General features: G+C 55.1%; 19 protein-coding genes. 2 read left to right on the top strand and 17 right to left on the bottom strand.

The window, feature by feature from the left end:
* Nucleotides 1-76: 76 nt before the first annotated feature.
* Nucleotides 77-265 carry a hypothetical protein gene (locus ACR0KW_RS14930; RefSeq protein WP_480805699.1) on the bottom strand — a complete coding sequence of 63 codons (189 nt, stop codon included), beginning with the start codon at nucleotides 263-265 and terminating at the stop codon, nucleotides 77-79.
* 97 nt (nucleotides 266-362) lie between these two features.
* Between ACR0KW_RS14930 and ACR0KW_RS14925 the strand changes: the two genes are divergently transcribed.
* Nucleotides 363-950 carry an Arc family DNA-binding protein gene (locus tag ACR0KW_RS14925; RefSeq protein ID WP_480805698.1) on the top strand — a complete coding sequence of 196 codons (588 nt, stop codon included), beginning with the start codon at nucleotides 363-365 and terminating at the stop codon, nucleotides 948-950.
* A gap of 754 nt (nucleotides 951-1,704) precedes the next feature.
* Here ACR0KW_RS14925 and ACR0KW_RS14920 read toward each other — a convergent pair.
* The 16 genes from ACR0KW_RS14920 to ACR0KW_RS14845 form a co-directional block, all read right to left on the bottom strand.
* Nucleotides 1,705-2,994, bottom strand: a complete 1,290-nt coding sequence (locus ACR0KW_RS14920) for a right-handed parallel beta-helix repeat-containing protein (protein WP_480805697.1) — start codon at nucleotides 2,992-2,994, stop codon at nucleotides 1,705-1,707.
* Nucleotides 2,994-4,754, bottom strand: coding sequence for a SwmB domain-containing protein (locus tag ACR0KW_RS14915; protein ID WP_480805696.1), 1,761 nt, complete (start codon nucleotides 4,752-4,754; stop codon nucleotides 2,994-2,996). The genes ACR0KW_RS14920 and ACR0KW_RS14915 overlap by 1 nt, the downstream gene beginning before the upstream one ends.
* Nucleotides 4,754-4,996 (bottom strand): hypothetical protein, encoded by a 243-nt coding sequence (locus tag ACR0KW_RS14910; protein WP_480805695.1) that lies wholly within the window; start codon nucleotides 4,994-4,996, stop codon nucleotides 4,754-4,756. Before ACR0KW_RS14910 ends, ACR0KW_RS14915 begins: the two co-directional genes overlap by 1 nt.
* Before the next feature lie 48 nt (nucleotides 4,997-5,044).
* Nucleotides 5,045-5,350, bottom strand: a complete 306-nt coding sequence (locus tag ACR0KW_RS14905; protein WP_480805694.1) for a hypothetical protein — start codon at nucleotides 5,348-5,350, stop codon at nucleotides 5,045-5,047.
* Nucleotides 5,347-5,718, bottom strand: a complete 372-nt coding sequence (locus tag ACR0KW_RS14900; protein WP_480805693.1) for a hypothetical protein — start codon at nucleotides 5,716-5,718, stop codon at nucleotides 5,347-5,349. The genes ACR0KW_RS14905 and ACR0KW_RS14900 overlap by 4 nt, the downstream gene beginning before the upstream one ends.
* Entirely contained in the window at nucleotides 5,718-5,909 is a 192-nt protein-coding gene (locus ACR0KW_RS14895; protein ID WP_480805692.1) for a hypothetical protein, read from the bottom strand. The genes ACR0KW_RS14900 and ACR0KW_RS14895 overlap by 1 nt, the downstream gene beginning before the upstream one ends.
* Nucleotides 5,902-6,576: a glycoside hydrolase family 108 protein gene (locus tag ACR0KW_RS14890; RefSeq protein ID WP_480805691.1), complete on the bottom strand. Its 675-nt coding sequence runs from the start codon at nucleotides 6,574-6,576 to the stop codon at nucleotides 5,902-5,904. The genes ACR0KW_RS14895 and ACR0KW_RS14890 overlap by 8 nt, the downstream gene beginning before the upstream one ends.
* A gap of 61 nt (nucleotides 6,577-6,637) precedes the next feature.
* Nucleotides 6,638-6,976: a hypothetical protein gene (locus tag ACR0KW_RS14885; RefSeq protein WP_480805690.1), complete on the bottom strand. Its 339-nt coding sequence runs from the start codon at nucleotides 6,974-6,976 to the stop codon at nucleotides 6,638-6,640.
* Between the two features lie 27 nt (nucleotides 6,977-7,003).
* Entirely contained in the window at nucleotides 7,004-7,294 is a 291-nt protein-coding gene (locus ACR0KW_RS14880) for a thermonuclease family protein (RefSeq protein ID WP_480805689.1), read from the bottom strand.
* 304 nt (nucleotides 7,295-7,598) lie between these two features.
* Complete coding sequence (locus ACR0KW_RS14875) at nucleotides 7,599-8,204, bottom strand: hypothetical protein (RefSeq protein ID WP_480805688.1); 606 nt, start codon at nucleotides 8,202-8,204, stop codon at nucleotides 7,599-7,601.
* Nucleotides 8,204-8,605, bottom strand: coding sequence for a hypothetical protein (locus ACR0KW_RS14870; RefSeq protein ID WP_480805687.1), 402 nt, complete (start codon nucleotides 8,603-8,605; stop codon nucleotides 8,204-8,206). Before ACR0KW_RS14870 ends, ACR0KW_RS14875 begins: the two co-directional genes overlap by 1 nt.
* Nucleotides 8,602-10,356 carry a hypothetical protein gene (locus tag ACR0KW_RS14865; protein WP_480805686.1) on the bottom strand — a complete coding sequence of 585 codons (1,755 nt, stop codon included), beginning with the start codon at nucleotides 10,354-10,356 and terminating at the stop codon, nucleotides 8,602-8,604. The genes ACR0KW_RS14870 and ACR0KW_RS14865 overlap by 4 nt, the downstream gene beginning before the upstream one ends.
* Nucleotides 10,357-10,550: 194 nt before the next feature.
* Nucleotides 10,551-11,363: a hypothetical protein gene (locus ACR0KW_RS14860; RefSeq protein WP_480805685.1), complete on the bottom strand. Its 813-nt coding sequence runs from the start codon at nucleotides 11,361-11,363 to the stop codon at nucleotides 10,551-10,553.
* 25 nt (nucleotides 11,364-11,388) lie between these two features.
* The gene (locus tag ACR0KW_RS14855; protein ID WP_480805684.1) at nucleotides 11,389-13,203 is read right to left on the bottom strand and encodes a hypothetical protein; all 1,815 of its coding nucleotides are present in this window, start codon (nucleotides 13,201-13,203) and stop codon (nucleotides 11,389-11,391) included.
* A 342-nt stretch (nucleotides 13,204-13,545) separates the two neighbouring features.
* Nucleotides 13,546-13,950, bottom strand: a complete 405-nt coding sequence (locus ACR0KW_RS14850) for a hypothetical protein (RefSeq protein ID WP_480805683.1) — start codon at nucleotides 13,948-13,950, stop codon at nucleotides 13,546-13,548.
* Between the two features lie 2 nt (nucleotides 13,951-13,952).
* Nucleotides 13,953-14,411 carry a hypothetical protein gene (locus ACR0KW_RS14845; protein ID WP_480805682.1) on the bottom strand — a complete coding sequence of 153 codons (459 nt, stop codon included), beginning with the start codon at nucleotides 14,409-14,411 and terminating at the stop codon, nucleotides 13,953-13,955.
* Nucleotides 14,412-14,486: 75 nt separating this feature from the next.
* Here ACR0KW_RS14845 and ACR0KW_RS14840 point away from each other — a divergent pair, with 75 nt between their 5' ends.
* Nucleotides 14,487-14,984 carry a hypothetical protein gene (locus tag ACR0KW_RS14840; RefSeq protein ID WP_480805681.1) on the top strand — a complete coding sequence of 166 codons (498 nt, stop codon included), beginning with the start codon at nucleotides 14,487-14,489 and terminating at the stop codon, nucleotides 14,982-14,984.
* Nucleotides 14,985-15,213: the final 229 nt, after the last annotated feature.

Raw genomic sequence — 15,213 nt, 5'->3', positions numbered from 1 at the left:
CTGATAAGTCCTTACTAACTTGGTATGGCTTTCTGAAGGGTCACGGGTCGCCAAACTGCGTGGCCCTTCGTTTTTCTCAGGTCTCATTTTCCATTTCCTCTGGCGGTTCCCCCACTTCCTTGCTCAGCATCGACACAATAAGTGTGTTCATGCTTTGACCGCGCTCTTTCGCCATGTCTTTGAGCGCTTGGCTCAGATCGACGGGCAAACGAAGTGGATATTGCTTCACGCCTTCACCCGCTCGGGTTTGAATGACGCTTTCCATTTTGCCTCCATTTTGACTACATCACTGTGATTTATATTACGGTGATTTAATTGACGGTCAACCAAAAAAATTACAGTGATATAAAAAAGGGACCCACATGGCAGAATCAAAACCCGGCAGAGGATCTGATCAGTTTCCGCTCCGCCTACCCGACGGTATGCGTGACAGGATCAAAAAGGCTGCCGACAATAATAATCGCTCGATGAACGCAGAGATTATTGATGCCCTTGAGCAGCACTTCCCCGCCATCGATGACGACATTGAAATCGCCTATCAAAAGATGACTAGCGCTTTGAGTCACATGCGATCCAAGGAAGCAGAAGGATCGTTAAGCCACTCGCTACTTGAAGCACTAACCCTGACCGTTGAAGGTATTATGTTTGATCTTCGTCGCGAAAAGGACAGTCAGCGAAAAGCCGCATACATCAACTCACTAATGCAAATGTCGATGTCTGTTTCACTCGCATTGCAAGCTTCTAGTGATGAAACCGCTTTGGACCTAACCAAACCGGTCGAAAACCGACGCCGCGAGTTGGGCGGATTAGCCAAAGCGATGCGAGCGAAGGAAGACGCCGACAAACTCATCAAAGGCACCCGCCGAGTTGATCTCTCGACCGAAGATGAACCCGTTAGAAGAGAACTTCCTAAGAAGTTTACTCGCAAGGTCGATCTTTCTGACGACTGACTTGTAAGTAAACCCTTACTGACACAAGCCCTGTCAACATTCGTCGCCGCGATTGGGAATGGCGACGATTGTCAGTGCGGTTAGCCGGCCTGCAACGGACAGCGAAAAGCCGGTCAGTTTTTGGTTTTTCATCGCCGCCTGGTAAAACCCACGCCTTCCATATCGACAAACGTGAAATCAGCCCCCGCGCCTTTTAGGGTCAGATAGTCAAACCAGTAAATAATTGGTATAATTGACTATGTTCAGCCGATTTTAGACAAACATTCAGGATATTGATATGGATAGACGCGGAAGGATTTACGACGATATTGCTGGTGGTGTCTTACTAGGGATCATAGCTACAATTTGGGGTTCTCTGTTTGTCTGGGCCGAAGAGGATCACTTACGTGCACTTATGGTTTTCTTCTTGGTAGTAGGTGCAGTTCGGTCAGGCATTGGAATTCTCCCAACTGAACCGGTGAAAGGCCAATCTGGCGGTATCAAGCGAATACTTGACTGCATTTCCAACTGCCTACGGTCGTACGCTCCCGACATCAGCAAACTCATGATTGCAATAATACTATCCTGTCTATTGGGAGCCTTGGTCGGTGGGCCACTTACAATACCTGGAATCATTATTTGCCTTTTGTTCGGCGGATTGAGTGATGTCAGTGGTCATTTGGCAGTTTGCATCTTCCGATGCGGAAGACGACGTCCAGATTGAGGAACGTCACGCGACCGATACGGCGTGATCAGGTGCAGGGGCGCAACCCGCTTAGTTATCCGTCACAGTCTGGTTGGTCAGCGTCGCCGCCTCATTTCCGGCTGCATCCTGTAGTCTCTTGGACTGCGTTGCAGACGGTGTGTAACTTACAGTGACGGTGGGATTTGCCACGGCTCCTGCTCCTTCTCCATATGTCAAGGTTGAGTGGTCATGCCCTGCGAGGGCATAGTAATGGCTGTCTGGAAGTTCTGTTCTCGGGTCGCCAAATGTGACATTGGTCCCATTAATATCTTGCGGCATACCGAAGTTATAATCAGACCTCAGCTTGGCGACATTCGGGTTATACGGGCCAAGTAGCTGGATATTGTTCCAGTGTACGTTGTAGCTGTCCTTCACGAGGAACGCGGCGTTGTTGGTGTCGCCCTGGTTCTCGAAAATGCTATCTTCAACATTGATGTTTTGAGCGACGTGGTCTGCTGCGTTGGATGTTGTGAGAAATCCTCCATTATCCAAGGTTGTGACAACAATGTTGTTGCCTTGTTTCAGAAACTCACAGTTTGTGATCGAAATGTTGTCGTTCTTGACCCGGACCAGGTCATCCGATGAGTTCAGAATTTCCTTTATGTCCAAGGCGGTGAAGTTCTGCCGGAAGTAGCACTGGTCGATTGTGGAATCCGTAAACCCCCCGGTGGTATCTATTCCGTCTCGCAGAGAGTAGAAAAACACCGACCCCTCTACCCTGGCGTTGCGGGTGCCATCGCCGTTGTCGCCCGCCCCGGTCTTGATGCCGTCCCCTCTTGAGTTGACATAGACACATCTGCGAACCGTGGGGTTGGTCACCAGACCTAACCAGCGATTGGAATAATATCCTCCGTCAAACGTGCAGTCCTCTATAAGGAGATTGTCACCCCCTCTAATATCGACAGGGATGGCAACATTTCCCTCAAAGTAACAATTTTTCAGAGTAATATTTTTGCCGCCATCAGTAATGATCGTGTTCTTGGCGTGATAATCAATTCCGGACGTCGCGTTTGCAGACCCCACCACAGTTATTGGGGCGTTGCTGTGCTGAATAGTCAGGTCGAGCAGTGTATTGCTATCTCCAAGCGTTATCAGGGTTCCGCTGTTTGTCCCGGAGTCGGTGACATCCAACCCCGCCCCTGTCGCGCCACCGGCCAGGGTGAAGTTGCTCGGAAAGACAATGTCGCTCCCGGTGATTTCGTACATGTGATCCAGCACAAGCACATCACCGGGTGACATTGCGGCGATCTGAGCGGGAAACACCGCAGACACGTCCTGTCCGGCAGTCCAACCAAGATCGCTGGAATAGACAACAGCCATCAGGTCAGCTCTTTAATCGAGATATTGTCGAGCGTTCCGGTAAAGGCTCCCGAGGCATTCCGGAAGCCGATTGTTGCGCTCGTAAGAGGCCCAACAACACTGTTGTACACACCCGGCGCGCTCTCGTTTGCCCCGTTAAGCGCTCCGCTATAGGGGCGCACGGACCCGCCCGAGGATGAGATGATTTCAAATTCTACGTTGTAGTAGCTCCCAACTGTGAACGCCGTATCGGAGTTAAGGCGGTTAGCGCCGCTCATACCGGTTAGGGTTACTTGATTACTAACAACCGCCGCAGTTCCGCCGGCATCGGACCATCCGGTCAAGTCACCTGTCGCAAAGTCTCCGTTGGTTGCCAATTCTGAGCCAAGTGCAGAAGGATCTACACCGCCGTCCGTGATGGTCCATCCATCGTCATCAATGAGCGATTTCCGGTTCGTGTAGCCGGTCAGGTCATATTGTGCGGAACCGCCAAAATCAGCGGCCAAACCAGATGTAACGACCTGTGCCGCCCACTTGGTCAGAGTGTCGTTATAATCGCTGTTGTCATACTGGGGATCATCGATGATGGCCTGCAGAGCGGTTGAGGTTGTGACACCCGAAATATCAACATCGCCAAGCGGCGTTGTGGCCCCTGCTTCCGCCAACAGGGCCGTGCTTAGACTCAGGGTGACTTGGGCTCCGGATACAGACACGCCGGTGATTGACCCACTCCACCCTGTCTGGGAAATTGTGAAATCACCCGGATCAGGGACGTGAGCACCATCTAGGGTTTCGTCATAGGTCAGAATGACAGACAACCTGTCACCGGAAACCGTAGACGATTGGTATGCCGGGGCGGTTGTATCTGTGCCAGTGATAACACCAGTTGCAACGCTTTCCGCACTGTCAGAGCCAATGCCGTTCGTTTCTGTCTGAACCACCGTGAGAGTCTCACCCGCATCAGCCCCCACAAGAGTGTAGGTGCTGTTTGTAGCCCCGGATATTGGCGCACCATTCCGTTCCCACTGCCATGTTCGCGAGGGTGCAGGATTGCCGGAAGTGCTTGCAGCAGTGGCTGTAAGGACGCTTCCAACTGTCTCTGCCCCCGAAATAGTTGGAACGCCGGTGATAGATGGGATGGCAAAGTTATCAACGGTAATTGCGTTGGATAGCTCCGATGCGGACCCACCCGAGTTGGTGGCCGTCACTTCACATGTCATGGAGGCATTATCATCCGCAGCTGTGATGGTATAGAACGGATCTGTCGCGTTGCTAATGTCTACGGTGTCACGTTTCCACTGATAGGTGAAAGAGATATCACTTCCCGTCCATGTACCTTGGCTGACGCTCAGAACATCCCCAAGCCCGGTATTGCCGGAGACTGCCGGGGCCACTGTATTCACGGGGGCGGTGTAGGTGATTGTTCCACTGGCTACCGTCTGCCAAGCGGTTGCCGGTAAGCTGGTTCCGCCTGTCTCGACAGCGCGCCATTGCGCAAGGCCCTCCTCGGTATCGTCTGCTGCGACGTGTGCATAGGCAGCGGAAATGCTTTTGACCTCACCATTGGCTAGGTGCCGGAACTCATAGGAGATTGCTCCGCCGCCTGACGCCGTTGCCGTACCCGCAGTGATCGTCTGCGTCGTCCCGATTTTGAACGTGCTGACGTCAATGGAGCCGGGGGCAGTGATGGTCGGGCCGGCGCTCGGCGATGAAGCTACATTCTCACCCCCAAGACCCAGCCCGCCGCGCCAAATTGCGGAACTCTCACCGACGAGACGCATCAGACAGCCGTCCGTGTGATATGGGCTTCGTCGCCACTGAGCAGCTTGTATTTGACGCTCATACCTGCACTGATCCGCAACGCGTCGCGATTCAAGCTGGAAAGAATGATACCATCCTTGGTGCCGGGGTTGCCTTCTGTGGTCAGGCGAACAGTCCCTTCCTGGCACTGCCAGATTTCATCGGTGGCAAGCGCGCCTGTCCCCGCGGACCAATCGCTGCCCGCGTCAGTAATCTCGGCCATGAGAGCCTCCTTCTATTGTATGCAGATGCGCCGGACCCCGGCGCGGGGTTACAGGGGATCGCCGGGCAGTTCTTGCGCCGGGATCGCTTCGAAAAAGTCAACGCCGACTGCGACGATGCAGCTGATGCCGTTGGCCTGGGTCACAAGGACGGTGTAGGATGCAGTTTCCTCCGACACCCAGACCTCCAGGACCGCCTGCGCCCCGCGCGTTTTCTGCAGGCCACCGAAGCGCAATTCTTCCGAATAACTGTCCTGAAGCCTAGCAATGACATGCTCACGCTGAGCGCAACTGCTTGCCCATGCGATCGATGGAACCAACAGAGTCAGGGAGAGAGCGAACAGAATGCGCATCATTTCCGCCTCCGCGACCAAGTTGTCACCCCGATCACACCGAAGATACTGGCGACTATGAGTGCCGCCCATTCATCCAGCGGCGGTGGCAGCGCGGCGATTGACCATTGCTTTGGATAAGCGCAGTCCTGACACCAAAACACGCTGTAGATCACGACCGATCCGAACCAGAACGCGAGCGGCACGGCAAATAGCAGCATCAGAGCGAAACCGCCCTTCTCCATCCAATCCGCCCGCGTCCGATAATAGGCTTGGATCAAATCGCCCTTGATCTTTTCCTTGTCGGTTTCGGCTGCAATCTTTTTATCAACCGTGTTCAGAAGCCGATCCAACGGCCCCGAGGTGAGCCAGGACAAAAGAAAGCGTAACATCAGTTCGATCGGCCCGGAGGCGTCGTAGTGATTTCGCGGAGAATGATCACGAGAATGCCGATGCCAGCCACCGCAATGCCCTGATACTGAGCTGGTACAATCTGACTGATAATATCAGGCGTGAATTGTTCCAGAATACCAAGGATAATAACGAGCATACCAAAAAGGCGCGTTCGGTATCCTTTAAACATGTGATCTTCCTCCAAACAGATTGAGAATGAAGTTCAGGATTTTGGTGACGATCGATTCCGCGCCTTCCAGCGCCTTGCCCGGTGCAGCCTGTTTCGGCGCCGGTATCGCTCTGCCGTTGTTTCGCGCCATACGCCAACTTCGATCGACCACGCCGATATCGCCGGTCTGCGCGCCCGGCTTGTCGCCCATGACACGGCGCGTCCAACCGACTTTGAATGTCTGCCAGTGTTTCAGACTTTTGAGGAAAGACATGCGTCGCCGGCAGAGTTTCAGAATGACGTCCTGCGTATCTGCCGCCTGAATTGCAGCAAGTGTGTGTGCTCCTATCACCCCGTCCGCTTTCACGCCGAGAACCCGTTGCAGATCCCGTGCTGCTCTGCCGGGGCCGGAATTCACCGAGTAGTCCGAAACCGCGTAATCGAGCCCCGAGGGCAGCGCGTCAGCGCGCACCGCGTCCATGTACTGGAACTCGATGATCCGCTCGGCCTCTATCTTGGAGATTCCGCGTACTGACTTTGGCGTCCGACCCAGACGTCTATTCCAGGCGTCGTAGGTCGCCTGCGTTATACCCCGATCAGTGGCACCGCCCGGGTCTTTCGGATGATTGACATAGCCACCCTCGGAAAGGCCGATCCAGTCTTGTATCTGCCGATAGTTGTGGCGCATGGGCCTTCCTCCAATGCCAAAAACCCCGCAGGCGGGGCTAGGTGGGTGGATTCTGTGGGGGTCAGTTCCCGTCGATAACCCGCTCTAGGCGGCGATCCATGCGCTCAACGATGTCGAGTATGGATTCCAGCTTTTGGTCCTGCGCCGCAGCGTCAGAAACCAGCCTGTTGATGTTGGTGTTTTGCGTCTGGTCCACTACGCGTTGGCGCTCGACATCTCGTTCAAGCACGTTGACCCGACTGTACAAAACGGCTGCAAACCAAACCGCAGCAGCGCTTTGAATGAGGATGGTTACGATCAACGCAATCGGCACCTTTCGGTCGAGGTGCCATGGTTCTTTTCCTGTCGCCATGCTTTTCCCCTCGCTGTCGTTGTGAGTTTGTTCACCGAAATGCATCATTCCGCCCTGCCCTTGCCTGGTTGCCATTCAGTAATGCGCGCGCTGTGCCAAGCCCCGCTCGACCATCTCATCGTTCAGGCTGAGCGGTTCAGTTTCAGAGCGGTAAATGTTTGCAAGCCAGCGGCCGTACTTGCCCTTGCCACGACCGTTCTTGAACGTTTGCATGACGACGTCTTTGCCGAGGATCTGATCACGCAGCCAATCGCGAGACACAAACCCCTCTTCTTTCCCCGGGCCGCGTACTTCTGGCGCGTTGATCCCAAAGAGCCGGACCTTCACTTTTTGCAGCGCACCATGAAATCCGAGGTCAACGGTCACGGTTATTGTGTCGGCGTCGTATACGTCCGTAACACGCGCCCGGTAGATGTAAGGGACCTTCATCTCCCCGCCCGCGCATCTGCGATGCGAACATTTTCCCGCGACCGTTCAACCTCTCTCTCCCAGGCCCACTTGCAATGGGCCTTCTGAAAGAAAAACAGCCGGTCGATCCACCGTTCCTCGGGCAAGCTGTCCCGGTGGGAATGCGCCGACGTGGATAAATCCGCTGTGCGCCCTCTGAGGACGTTGATAAGCCGAGAAAAAACCGAACCCAACTCGAGAAGAAATTCCCAGATCGCAGTCATCATGGCGTCACCGTGACCCCCAGGCTTTGAGCCAAAGCGATGGCCTGCGCTTTCGCGTTAACGAGAACGGTTTCGTACTCGTGCGGGTCTGTAACCGCCTCAAGACTTTGTTCCGTGGCAACTCTCAATCCCGCAGAGTGAGCGATGATTTCTTGGTACAAGTCCGCGCGAGCCACAATGATGGCTGCCACCTCGGACTCCGTTCGGGACGATGTAGTAGCCTCATTTGCAATCATCGCCGCTTGATCTGGCCGAGCTGTTCCTGCCTCGTATGCCCTTGCCGCCTCTGCTTTCGAAGGCCAACTGGCTCGCTCATATTCAGGGATTTTGCCTGTGATCAACTCCATAAACTCATCAACAAAGGCCACCATTGCGGCACGTGCAGATTTGAGATCAGGGTATTTAGCTGGGGACACATACGCGGCGATAGTGGTGGGGCTGTTTTCGTCGGCGTCTTCCGCTTCGATGACGGCAAACAGGTCACGTCCTGCTTGTTCCGCATCTGTTGAATCCGCTGAGAATGGTATCCAGCCGAAGTCAGGGTGGTTGATCTCGCAATCAATGCCGCCAGTCGCGTTTCTTGTTGGGTTGCGAAATTCCAGCATTATGAAATCCTTAGCCAAAGCGTTGATTGTGGTTCATTGCCCCCCGAAGTGTGCCCCAAGCAGCGCCAAGTGCCGCTCAATGTAGACCCAATTGGCGTACCAGCTGCATTCGTAGGTCTAATGTTGGAGCCACTATCGGTTTGACCATAGCTTTTGCCCGATGACCCTCTACCAAACACCAGAGAACCAACGCTGCCAGCAGCAGCGCCTGCGTACCGCAATCGCGTCCAGTCCGTACCTGCGGTTGTCACCGTCGATCCAAGGGCGGCGTCCAGCAGCCGCGGCGCGCCGCTGTCACCATTCATTATCGCTGAGATATTCTGGATGATTGCAGTGAGGAGCGTTTCTGTGACCGGGCTGTCCTGGTCATAGGCCGCCAGCAGGATGTTCGTCCAACTCATGAAATTCTCCCGCAAGGAGTGCCATCAGACAGCAGTCCGTTGGCATCGCCGATGTAACAATTTCGGAATGGTGCGTTCTCTGCGCCGGGATAGTCGGGCGAGTTATCTGCCATGACGTAGTGAATGCGACCGTTAAGCGTCGTGTCCTCGGCCACGTACTCGATGACCTTTCCAGCCTCGCGCTCTTCGGCCGAAATGATGGTCCAGAACCGCTTGCGGCGATTGCCGTAGTCATCCCGATCGAGATAGTGATCGAGAATGAAGTCGTCGCTGGTCCAATACCCCCGGTCCTTCGCGTCTACCCGAAAGACCACCTCCATCGGTGTGTCAACGTAACGCGTTCCGATCTTTGATGCTGTACTTTGGGCAAGTGCGCCAGCGTTGAGCCACCGTGCATATATTTTGCGTATGGCTGGCTCGCCGTTCCGCTCCGGCTTTTCACTGTCCAGATCCGCGCGCACGAACTGCGGCTGATAGGCCTCGTGATCGTCCCATTTTTTGGTGAAATCCGTCTGGTTGTAGTAAATCCAGACTTGGGATGCTCTTTGATCCGGCTTTTCCCTGAAACGCAGCGACCCGGCGATTATGTTTTCATCATCCTTGAGAACCGGTGGCTGGTCCTCGATGCCCCTGATGGCCTTCAGCTTGATCAGGCTGTCCCGTTCATCCCACCAAATGTACAAAACACATTGCTCATGAATCTGCGATACCAGATCGGTAGCGGGCTCCGGTTCGGTGATCAGCGTATTCAACCGATACAAAGGTCGGTGCGTGGTGATCTCATCGGCCCAATTGGCTGTATCCAGCCACGCCGGGTCTATCCCGGCCTCAAGGCAGATGCTCTCAAGTCCGTCATTCGGTGCAACGTCCGTAAAGCGTCGACACTCCTGCACCGCATCATCCGCGCTGTGATTGTCTGCTGAACTGTTATCCGTTCCGCGCGTGACACCGGTGAACTCCACCAAGTCACCTGAATCGGCACGCCCGGTATATGTGAGAATTTCGTCGCCGATCCGAAGTGTTCCGGTCGCTGGATAGTCCGTGGCGACAGCCTGGGCGACAAAGAACGATGTTTGAACCGCATTGATATCTGCAAACAGAATACCGGGACTGACAGGCGGTATTTGTGTCTTCTGCTCTTCGAGCCGGGCAAGCGGGTCTTTCCCCTCGATGACAACCTGACCGTTTGAAACCTGACTGATTTCGGACAGGAAATAGGTGCGCTTTGTCATCTGTGAGAGCGATTGTCCGGCATAGCCCTCATAGACAACGATCTGCATGTTGTTGCGGTACTTGTTCCGCGGCAACCATCGCGTCCAGAAGGTTCCCCTGTCGTCCTTCAGTGTGTCCCATGACCGTTCATCCCGATACGGATCAACGACGCGGTCGGAATGCTTCTTGTCGCGCAGGACAATTCTGCAAACCGAGCGCTGCCCCAAGCCCGTGGATGTCTTGCTGGATGAGGCCAGATTGATCCGTGTGGGCCGCGTCGAGACACTGACAAGAAACGGCATCACATAGGGTGCGCCGGGGATGTCCTGCTCGGCGCGATGACCTCTCGAAAAGAACAGGCTCAAGGGCGTTCCCAACGCGAAATTGGGCGTGTCCTTGCAGGTTGGGCGCGTCTCGAAACACTTCTGATCACCGGTCCCCGTGGCCGTACACGGGGCAACGCCAAAGGTGTGCTGGCAGAGAGATTGCTTGATCTCCACCAGTTGGACCGTCTCCCGGCCGACAGTGGTTTCAGTCATGGCGGCACTCGCATTCGCTCGGCGCCAGCAACTGAGTCAGGCCATCCGGGATCATCGAACCCTCATCGGGTTCGTTTCCGTCCAATTGGGAGATTGAAGAGCACGAAAGTGCATCCCCGGCGCCCATCGGTTGATTGAAGGAGATCGAATGCCCGCGGTTGCGGTACTCAACATGAGGAAAGAACAACACCATTTTAAGACCACGCCACCGCTTCAGCCCGCAGAGAACCCGCCATGAAATCGGCCTCTCCCGTGTAGTTTGCTCGGGGCGAATTTGTTGCATCACAAAGCGCGCACTCCTGACGGTCTGCCGGCCGCCACGCGATGAAGAAAGCCTCTTTTTCCACCGCCAACTGCAGATCGGGCCAGTTTGCATCAACCCATGAATCGGTAAGCAGATTCCATGAGAAAGACCCTTCCAGAGTGGTTCGGGTAATGGTCCGCCCCATTGTTTCGCCGGTTTCCGACCGGTTTGTTTCTGAAACCGTGTTGCGGTTGTAGACCTCCGGCACATGAGAGCCGTTGATTGGGCGCTCGAACTGCAACGCCTGGCCAACCTTAAAGACTGCCACATACCCGACATCAGAACCTTGCGGCGTCAGGCGCATCCGCCAGCGATCCGAAGACACCGGTGCAAAAATCGCCATGATGGGACTGTCATCGATGGGGACAAAGGCATCGACCAGGTCAACCCAAGTCGAGCCGTTCCAATACTGAAGCTCCAACTGAACATTCGCCGTTCCGAGCGTGTGACCGCCGATGCAAATGCAATCAGCTTGTGCGCTACTGGGATGGGTATATTCCCAAGTCTCGGTTCCCGAGGTGTTCGGCTTCCACTTTTCGTAGGTCAGCGGATTCAGAGGCGCGCCCTCGAAATAGTCTGCATCCGTGCTGGAGGCAGTCGCGGTGCCGCCATCCAGCCAGTTACGGGCATGTAGAACCCGGGCATGGATCAAAGGCTGATCGTTAACGGGCAGCGCGTACCCGCTTTGATAAACAACAGTCATGTTATGGTCTCGTGCCCGTTTCTGATCAGACGAATGCGATGGAACGGAAGCCCCGCCGCTTGGCTTCCTCGTTTAGTTCTTCGAACAAGTCGATGATGCTCTGACCCTGGTAGGTGCCGTTCGGGTCTATCGCCTGAATGCTAAGGTCGATCGGCAACGCATCCTGAGAATTGGATTGGCCGGCCAAGCTCGCGCCGCCCGATGCCGCGCTCGAAGAAGCGAAGCCGCCCACGCCGCCCCCTCCACCACTCCCAGCGCCGAGGCGCAAGGCAGCGTTTGCGCCGATCAAACCAACTTGCGCCGCGCCGAAAGCCTTGATCTTTGCTGCTGCGGGCGGGCCAAGGATCGGCCCCAATTCAGCAAGCGCGCGGGTTGCAGCAACAGCGGTGTTTTGGATAGCTTCAGAAATCCTGAGTCCGGTATTCACCGCCAGCAACGCCACCGCTGCACCCTTTGAGTGCTGGGCCAGAGTGTTCAGAAAGCCAACCGCAGCTGAGGTTGCGGTTTTCTGAGCGTCCCTTGCGTGCGCTGCCTGATCCTCCTGAAGCTGTCCGACTCTCTCGTTATACTCTGCCTCAAGAGCCAACTTTGCGGCGTTGTGCTCTTCCTGCGTCAGAAGTTCGGTCGCGCGTCGGTCGGCTAGGATTTCCTGCCCCTCGAAATACCATTCGTCGATAATTTTGCGTTCGGTCATCAACTGCCGTGTCAAGCGGTCAAGGTCGGATTCAAAGCGGTCAGCACCACCACCGCCACGCGATCTTCGACCCCGGCCTCCCCTGTCGAAGTCAACAAATTCGCCGCCCATTCCGGCAAGAATGCCGTCCGTAGCATTGGGAACCACTGAACCCCGGCCACCCTGAACACTACCCTCGGCGTCAAAACCCGAAGCAATGCGGTTCTGCGCGTTCACAGCCGCAATCAGGTTTTCAGACAAGCGTGCGGCCTCGTCCGCTGCGCTGCCCGTGTTGCTGGCAACGTCGCCGGTCAGTGAAACCACGAGACTCAGGCGCTGCGCTGTCTGCAGAAGCAGCGAATAGTATTCGCGCTGCTCCGCCGTCATTTCATCAACACTGCCGGCGGCTTCAAGCAGCATGTCAGCAAGACCAGTTACGGCGTTTAACTGATCCTGCGGCCCTTTTGCTGTTCTGATGCTCTCAAGGCCGCGCGCAAACTTCTGCGCGGTATCAGCAGCCAGTTCCCCGGTGTAGTCAAAGTCTTCGAAGAAATCGACCAAGCGGGCGAGCTCTGATCGCAAGCCGCCCTGGAATGCCCCGGTAAGTTCATCTACCGCAGTTGCGGCATTGATGAGGATTTCCGCCATGCGCAAATCTTGGATGCGCTCGGCCAGATCAAGGGCTTCTGTGGAGACAACACCGAACTGTTCCGCCAGATAGTCGGCAAGTTCCGCACCCTCAAGGGAAGCGCGCCGGAATTCGCTGAGACCTTCGCTCAGGTCTTCCAGCACCTTCGCCAGCCTTTCAGCATCGCCCGAAGTGCCAAGCATTGCGGCACCAAGGTTCAATATGGCAGGCGCGGCGATACCAGCGGCGACACCAATTGAGCCAAAACCCAGCAAGATATCCGGCATCTGAATTGACAATGCCTGCATAAAATTCCCGGTCGCGGCCGTTTGCTGGCTCACCTGATTGAACTGCAGCCCGATCTGCCGCCAATCCGTGCGCCCCCGACGCGCTGCATCACTCGCGAGGCTGGTAGAGGCGCCCAGCTTGTTGGTTTGCTTTTCCGCTCTTGCCCCCGAAGCGGTCAGCCGGTCAAGATCGCCAGCAGCGCCGGTGGCGTCCGAACTGTCAATCTGAATTCCAAGTCGGGCGACATCCATATCAGGGACTCCAGGGTGGAATGCCTAAGTCATTCCCGCCGATGCGGATTCCATCGAGGTATGATGCTGACATTCGTTTGATCATTCTGCATTCCCACGGGCCGCGAATGGCTCTCGTGGCTTGGGCATATGCGTGGATTTCCCGCCAAGACAGGGCCACTGGACCGTGTCCAGTACTCTCCATCATCCCCGCTTCGATGAAGGCGAAAACGAGGTATTCAACCGCCTCTGTCGGGGGAAGTGGTGGTTCCTTCTTGTGGTTTCTTTCGTGAATCTGCCACCGGGTTCGCTTTTCCTTGCCGGGTCTGGCGTGGTAGTACCCGTAAGTCTTTGCCCAGAGCGTCAGACGCTCTTCATGTTCTTGGCGAAGTTCCGGCGGCTCAGCGAAAAAGGTGTGATCTGCTCCGCGATCCAATCTGAACGAGGATCGGACAGCAGAACCATTACGTTCTTTGTGTTGTACGGAAGAGGCTTTCCGTCCATCTCCATTTCGTCGTGCCAGCCCGCGACCGCAGAGGCGAGAACCATTAGGGCCGCGTCCTGTTCGTCCATATCCCCTTTGGCGCGAAGTTCGTTTGACTTGCGCACAGCCTCTTGAACGATCTCGGCATCCCGTCCCAGAACCCGGACGGTGAACGGTGTTTTCTTGTCCTTTGCGAACAGCTTTTCACCTGTTGCGGGGTGTTTGAGGTGAAGGTCGGCGCCTTCATCGGCGGCCGACCGAACGTCGAAGTTACTCAGGTCCACAATCAGACCTCCGTACCGGTGAAGCGACCGGAGTTGATTGCGATGTTGGAGGAATACCCCTTGAAGCTGTCGGGGGTGGCTTCGCGGCGCATCACCGTCTGAACGCGGCCATAGTAGAAGTGCGACTGGACGCCATCACTGTCCACCTCTTGGAAGCTGTAAGATGAGTTCGTGCCTGCTGCCGCAACCAACGCGGCCTGCCCTGCATCGTCCTCGATGTATTTGATCGGGATCGTCAGGACGCCACCATCTTTGGACCCGTTGAAGTGTTCAACACGACCGTCTTTCAAGGTCGGTTCGGACACGTCGTTGATGGTGTCGCCGCGCTCGGGAAGGCTGATCACCCCTTCGATTTCTGTCCACGACAACGCAGCATAGCCCGCCTGATCTTCCGTTGCCGGTCGACCGGGCGCGATCTTCAGTTTCGTTCCAAGCTCGATATATGTATCGCCAGTAGCCATTTGAGGCTCCTTTCATGGTTGATATTCGCCTTTAAGGCGTTCAGATTTGATCCGTTTTCAAACAGAGGTATTTCAATGAAATACATTGCTGCGTTGGCCATCATCAGCTCTGCACCAAGTTTTGTTTACGCAGACCAAGCAGACTTTTCGAATGCCGAAACTGAAGATGTTATTCAAAGCTGCATCACCATTCTCAGAGATAGTCAGGGCGACGTTTCGGCTCTGGCAGAGGAACTGCTTTCCCGAAAAGACCTTAGCCTGCACCCGGACGAGAGATTCCGTGGTATGCGGTGCCTTCTGGCCTATTACGGAAAACGCTACTTTTTTGATCCGGAACGAGGCGCGTTTTATTCAGAAGAAGACGAGAAGAAACGGCTTCAAAAAAAGGCAGCCAACCAAAGGGTTCTTGACGAATTTCAACAGAAAATTCGTCAAGAACGCACACAAAACAGAGTCGAATACCAAAAGCGACTTCGGAAAGCTTGTTATGATAAACTCTCGAACGATGCTTTCACCGCTCTTACGGCTGACGCTTGCGTTGAATTGTTCGTTTCCCATGGTTTCGAAGAATGACAGCCCCGAAGGGCTGCCTCTTATATGGCCTTGCCAAAACTTGGCCCAACTTGCCTCGGATGGCCCGGACAAACCTCGAACCGCCATGCCTGCCTGAACTAGCCACAACCCGCCCCAAGCCCCCTTCTGACGACTGATTTAGCAGTAAGCGAAACGGTAGCTTTCCGAAATTGTTGCCCGATCTCGGCACGTTGGTTAAGGTTGACTTATTTAAACCAAAGGAATTCGC

It is taken from the genome of Ruegeria sp. CG11 (assembly GCF_056537245.1).
This window is presented reverse-complemented; position numbering and strand designations above follow the sequence as displayed.

Bases quoted from the DNA above. Each gene is read 5' to 3' on its own strand.
- ACR0KW_RS14930 (WP_480805699.1), bottom strand. From the start codon at position 265: ATGGAAAGCGTCATTCAAACCCGAGCGGGTGAAGGCGTGAAGCAATAT.
- ACR0KW_RS14925 (WP_480805698.1), top strand. From the start codon at position 363: ATGGCAGAATCAAAACCCGGCAGAGGATCTGATCAGTTTCCGCTCCGC.
- ACR0KW_RS14920 (WP_480805697.1), bottom strand. From the start codon at position 2,994: ATGGCTGTTGTCTATTCCAGCGATCTTGGTTGGACTGCCGGACAGGAC.
- ACR0KW_RS14915 (WP_480805696.1), bottom strand. From the start codon at position 4,754: ATGCGTCTCGTCGGTGAGAGTTCCGCAATTTGGCGCGGCGGGCTGGGT.
- ACR0KW_RS14910 (WP_480805695.1), bottom strand. From the start codon at position 4,996: ATGGCCGAGATTACTGACGCGGGCAGCGATTGGTCCGCGGGGACAGGC.
- ACR0KW_RS14905 (WP_480805694.1), bottom strand. From the start codon at position 5,350: ATGATGCGCATTCTGTTCGCTCTCTCCCTGACTCTGTTGGTTCCATCG.
- ACR0KW_RS14900 (WP_480805693.1), bottom strand. From the start codon at position 5,718: ATGTTACGCTTTCTTTTGTCCTGGCTCACCTCGGGGCCGTTGGATCGG.
- ACR0KW_RS14895 (WP_480805692.1), bottom strand. From the start codon at position 5,909: ATGTTTAAAGGATACCGAACGCGCCTTTTTGGTATGCTCGTTATTATC.
- ACR0KW_RS14890 (WP_480805691.1), bottom strand. From the start codon at position 6,576: ATGCGCCACAACTATCGGCAGATACAAGACTGGATCGGCCTTTCCGAG.
- ACR0KW_RS14885 (WP_480805690.1), bottom strand. From the start codon at position 6,976: ATGATGCATTTCGGTGAACAAACTCACAACGACAGCGAGGGGAAAAGC.
- ACR0KW_RS14875 (WP_480805688.1), bottom strand. From the start codon at position 8,204: ATGCTGGAATTTCGCAACCCAACAAGAAACGCGACTGGCGGCATTGAT.
- ACR0KW_RS14870 (WP_480805687.1), bottom strand. From the start codon at position 8,605: ATGAGTTGGACGAACATCCTGCTGGCGGCCTATGACCAGGACAGCCCG.
- ACR0KW_RS14865 (WP_480805686.1), bottom strand. From the start codon at position 10,356: ATGACTGAAACCACTGTCGGCCGGGAGACGGTCCAACTGGTGGAGATC.
- ACR0KW_RS14860 (WP_480805685.1), bottom strand. From the start codon at position 11,363: ATGACTGTTGTTTATCAAAGCGGGTACGCGCTGCCCGTTAACGATCAG.
- ACR0KW_RS14855 (WP_480805684.1), bottom strand. From the start codon at position 13,203: ATGGATGTCGCCCGACTTGGAATTCAGATTGACAGTTCGGACGCCACC.
- ACR0KW_RS14845 (WP_480805682.1), bottom strand. From the start codon at position 14,411: ATGGCTACTGGCGATACATATATCGAGCTTGGAACGAAACTGAAGATC.
- ACR0KW_RS14840 (WP_480805681.1), top strand. From the start codon at position 14,487: ATGAAATACATTGCTGCGTTGGCCATCATCAGCTCTGCACCAAGTTTT.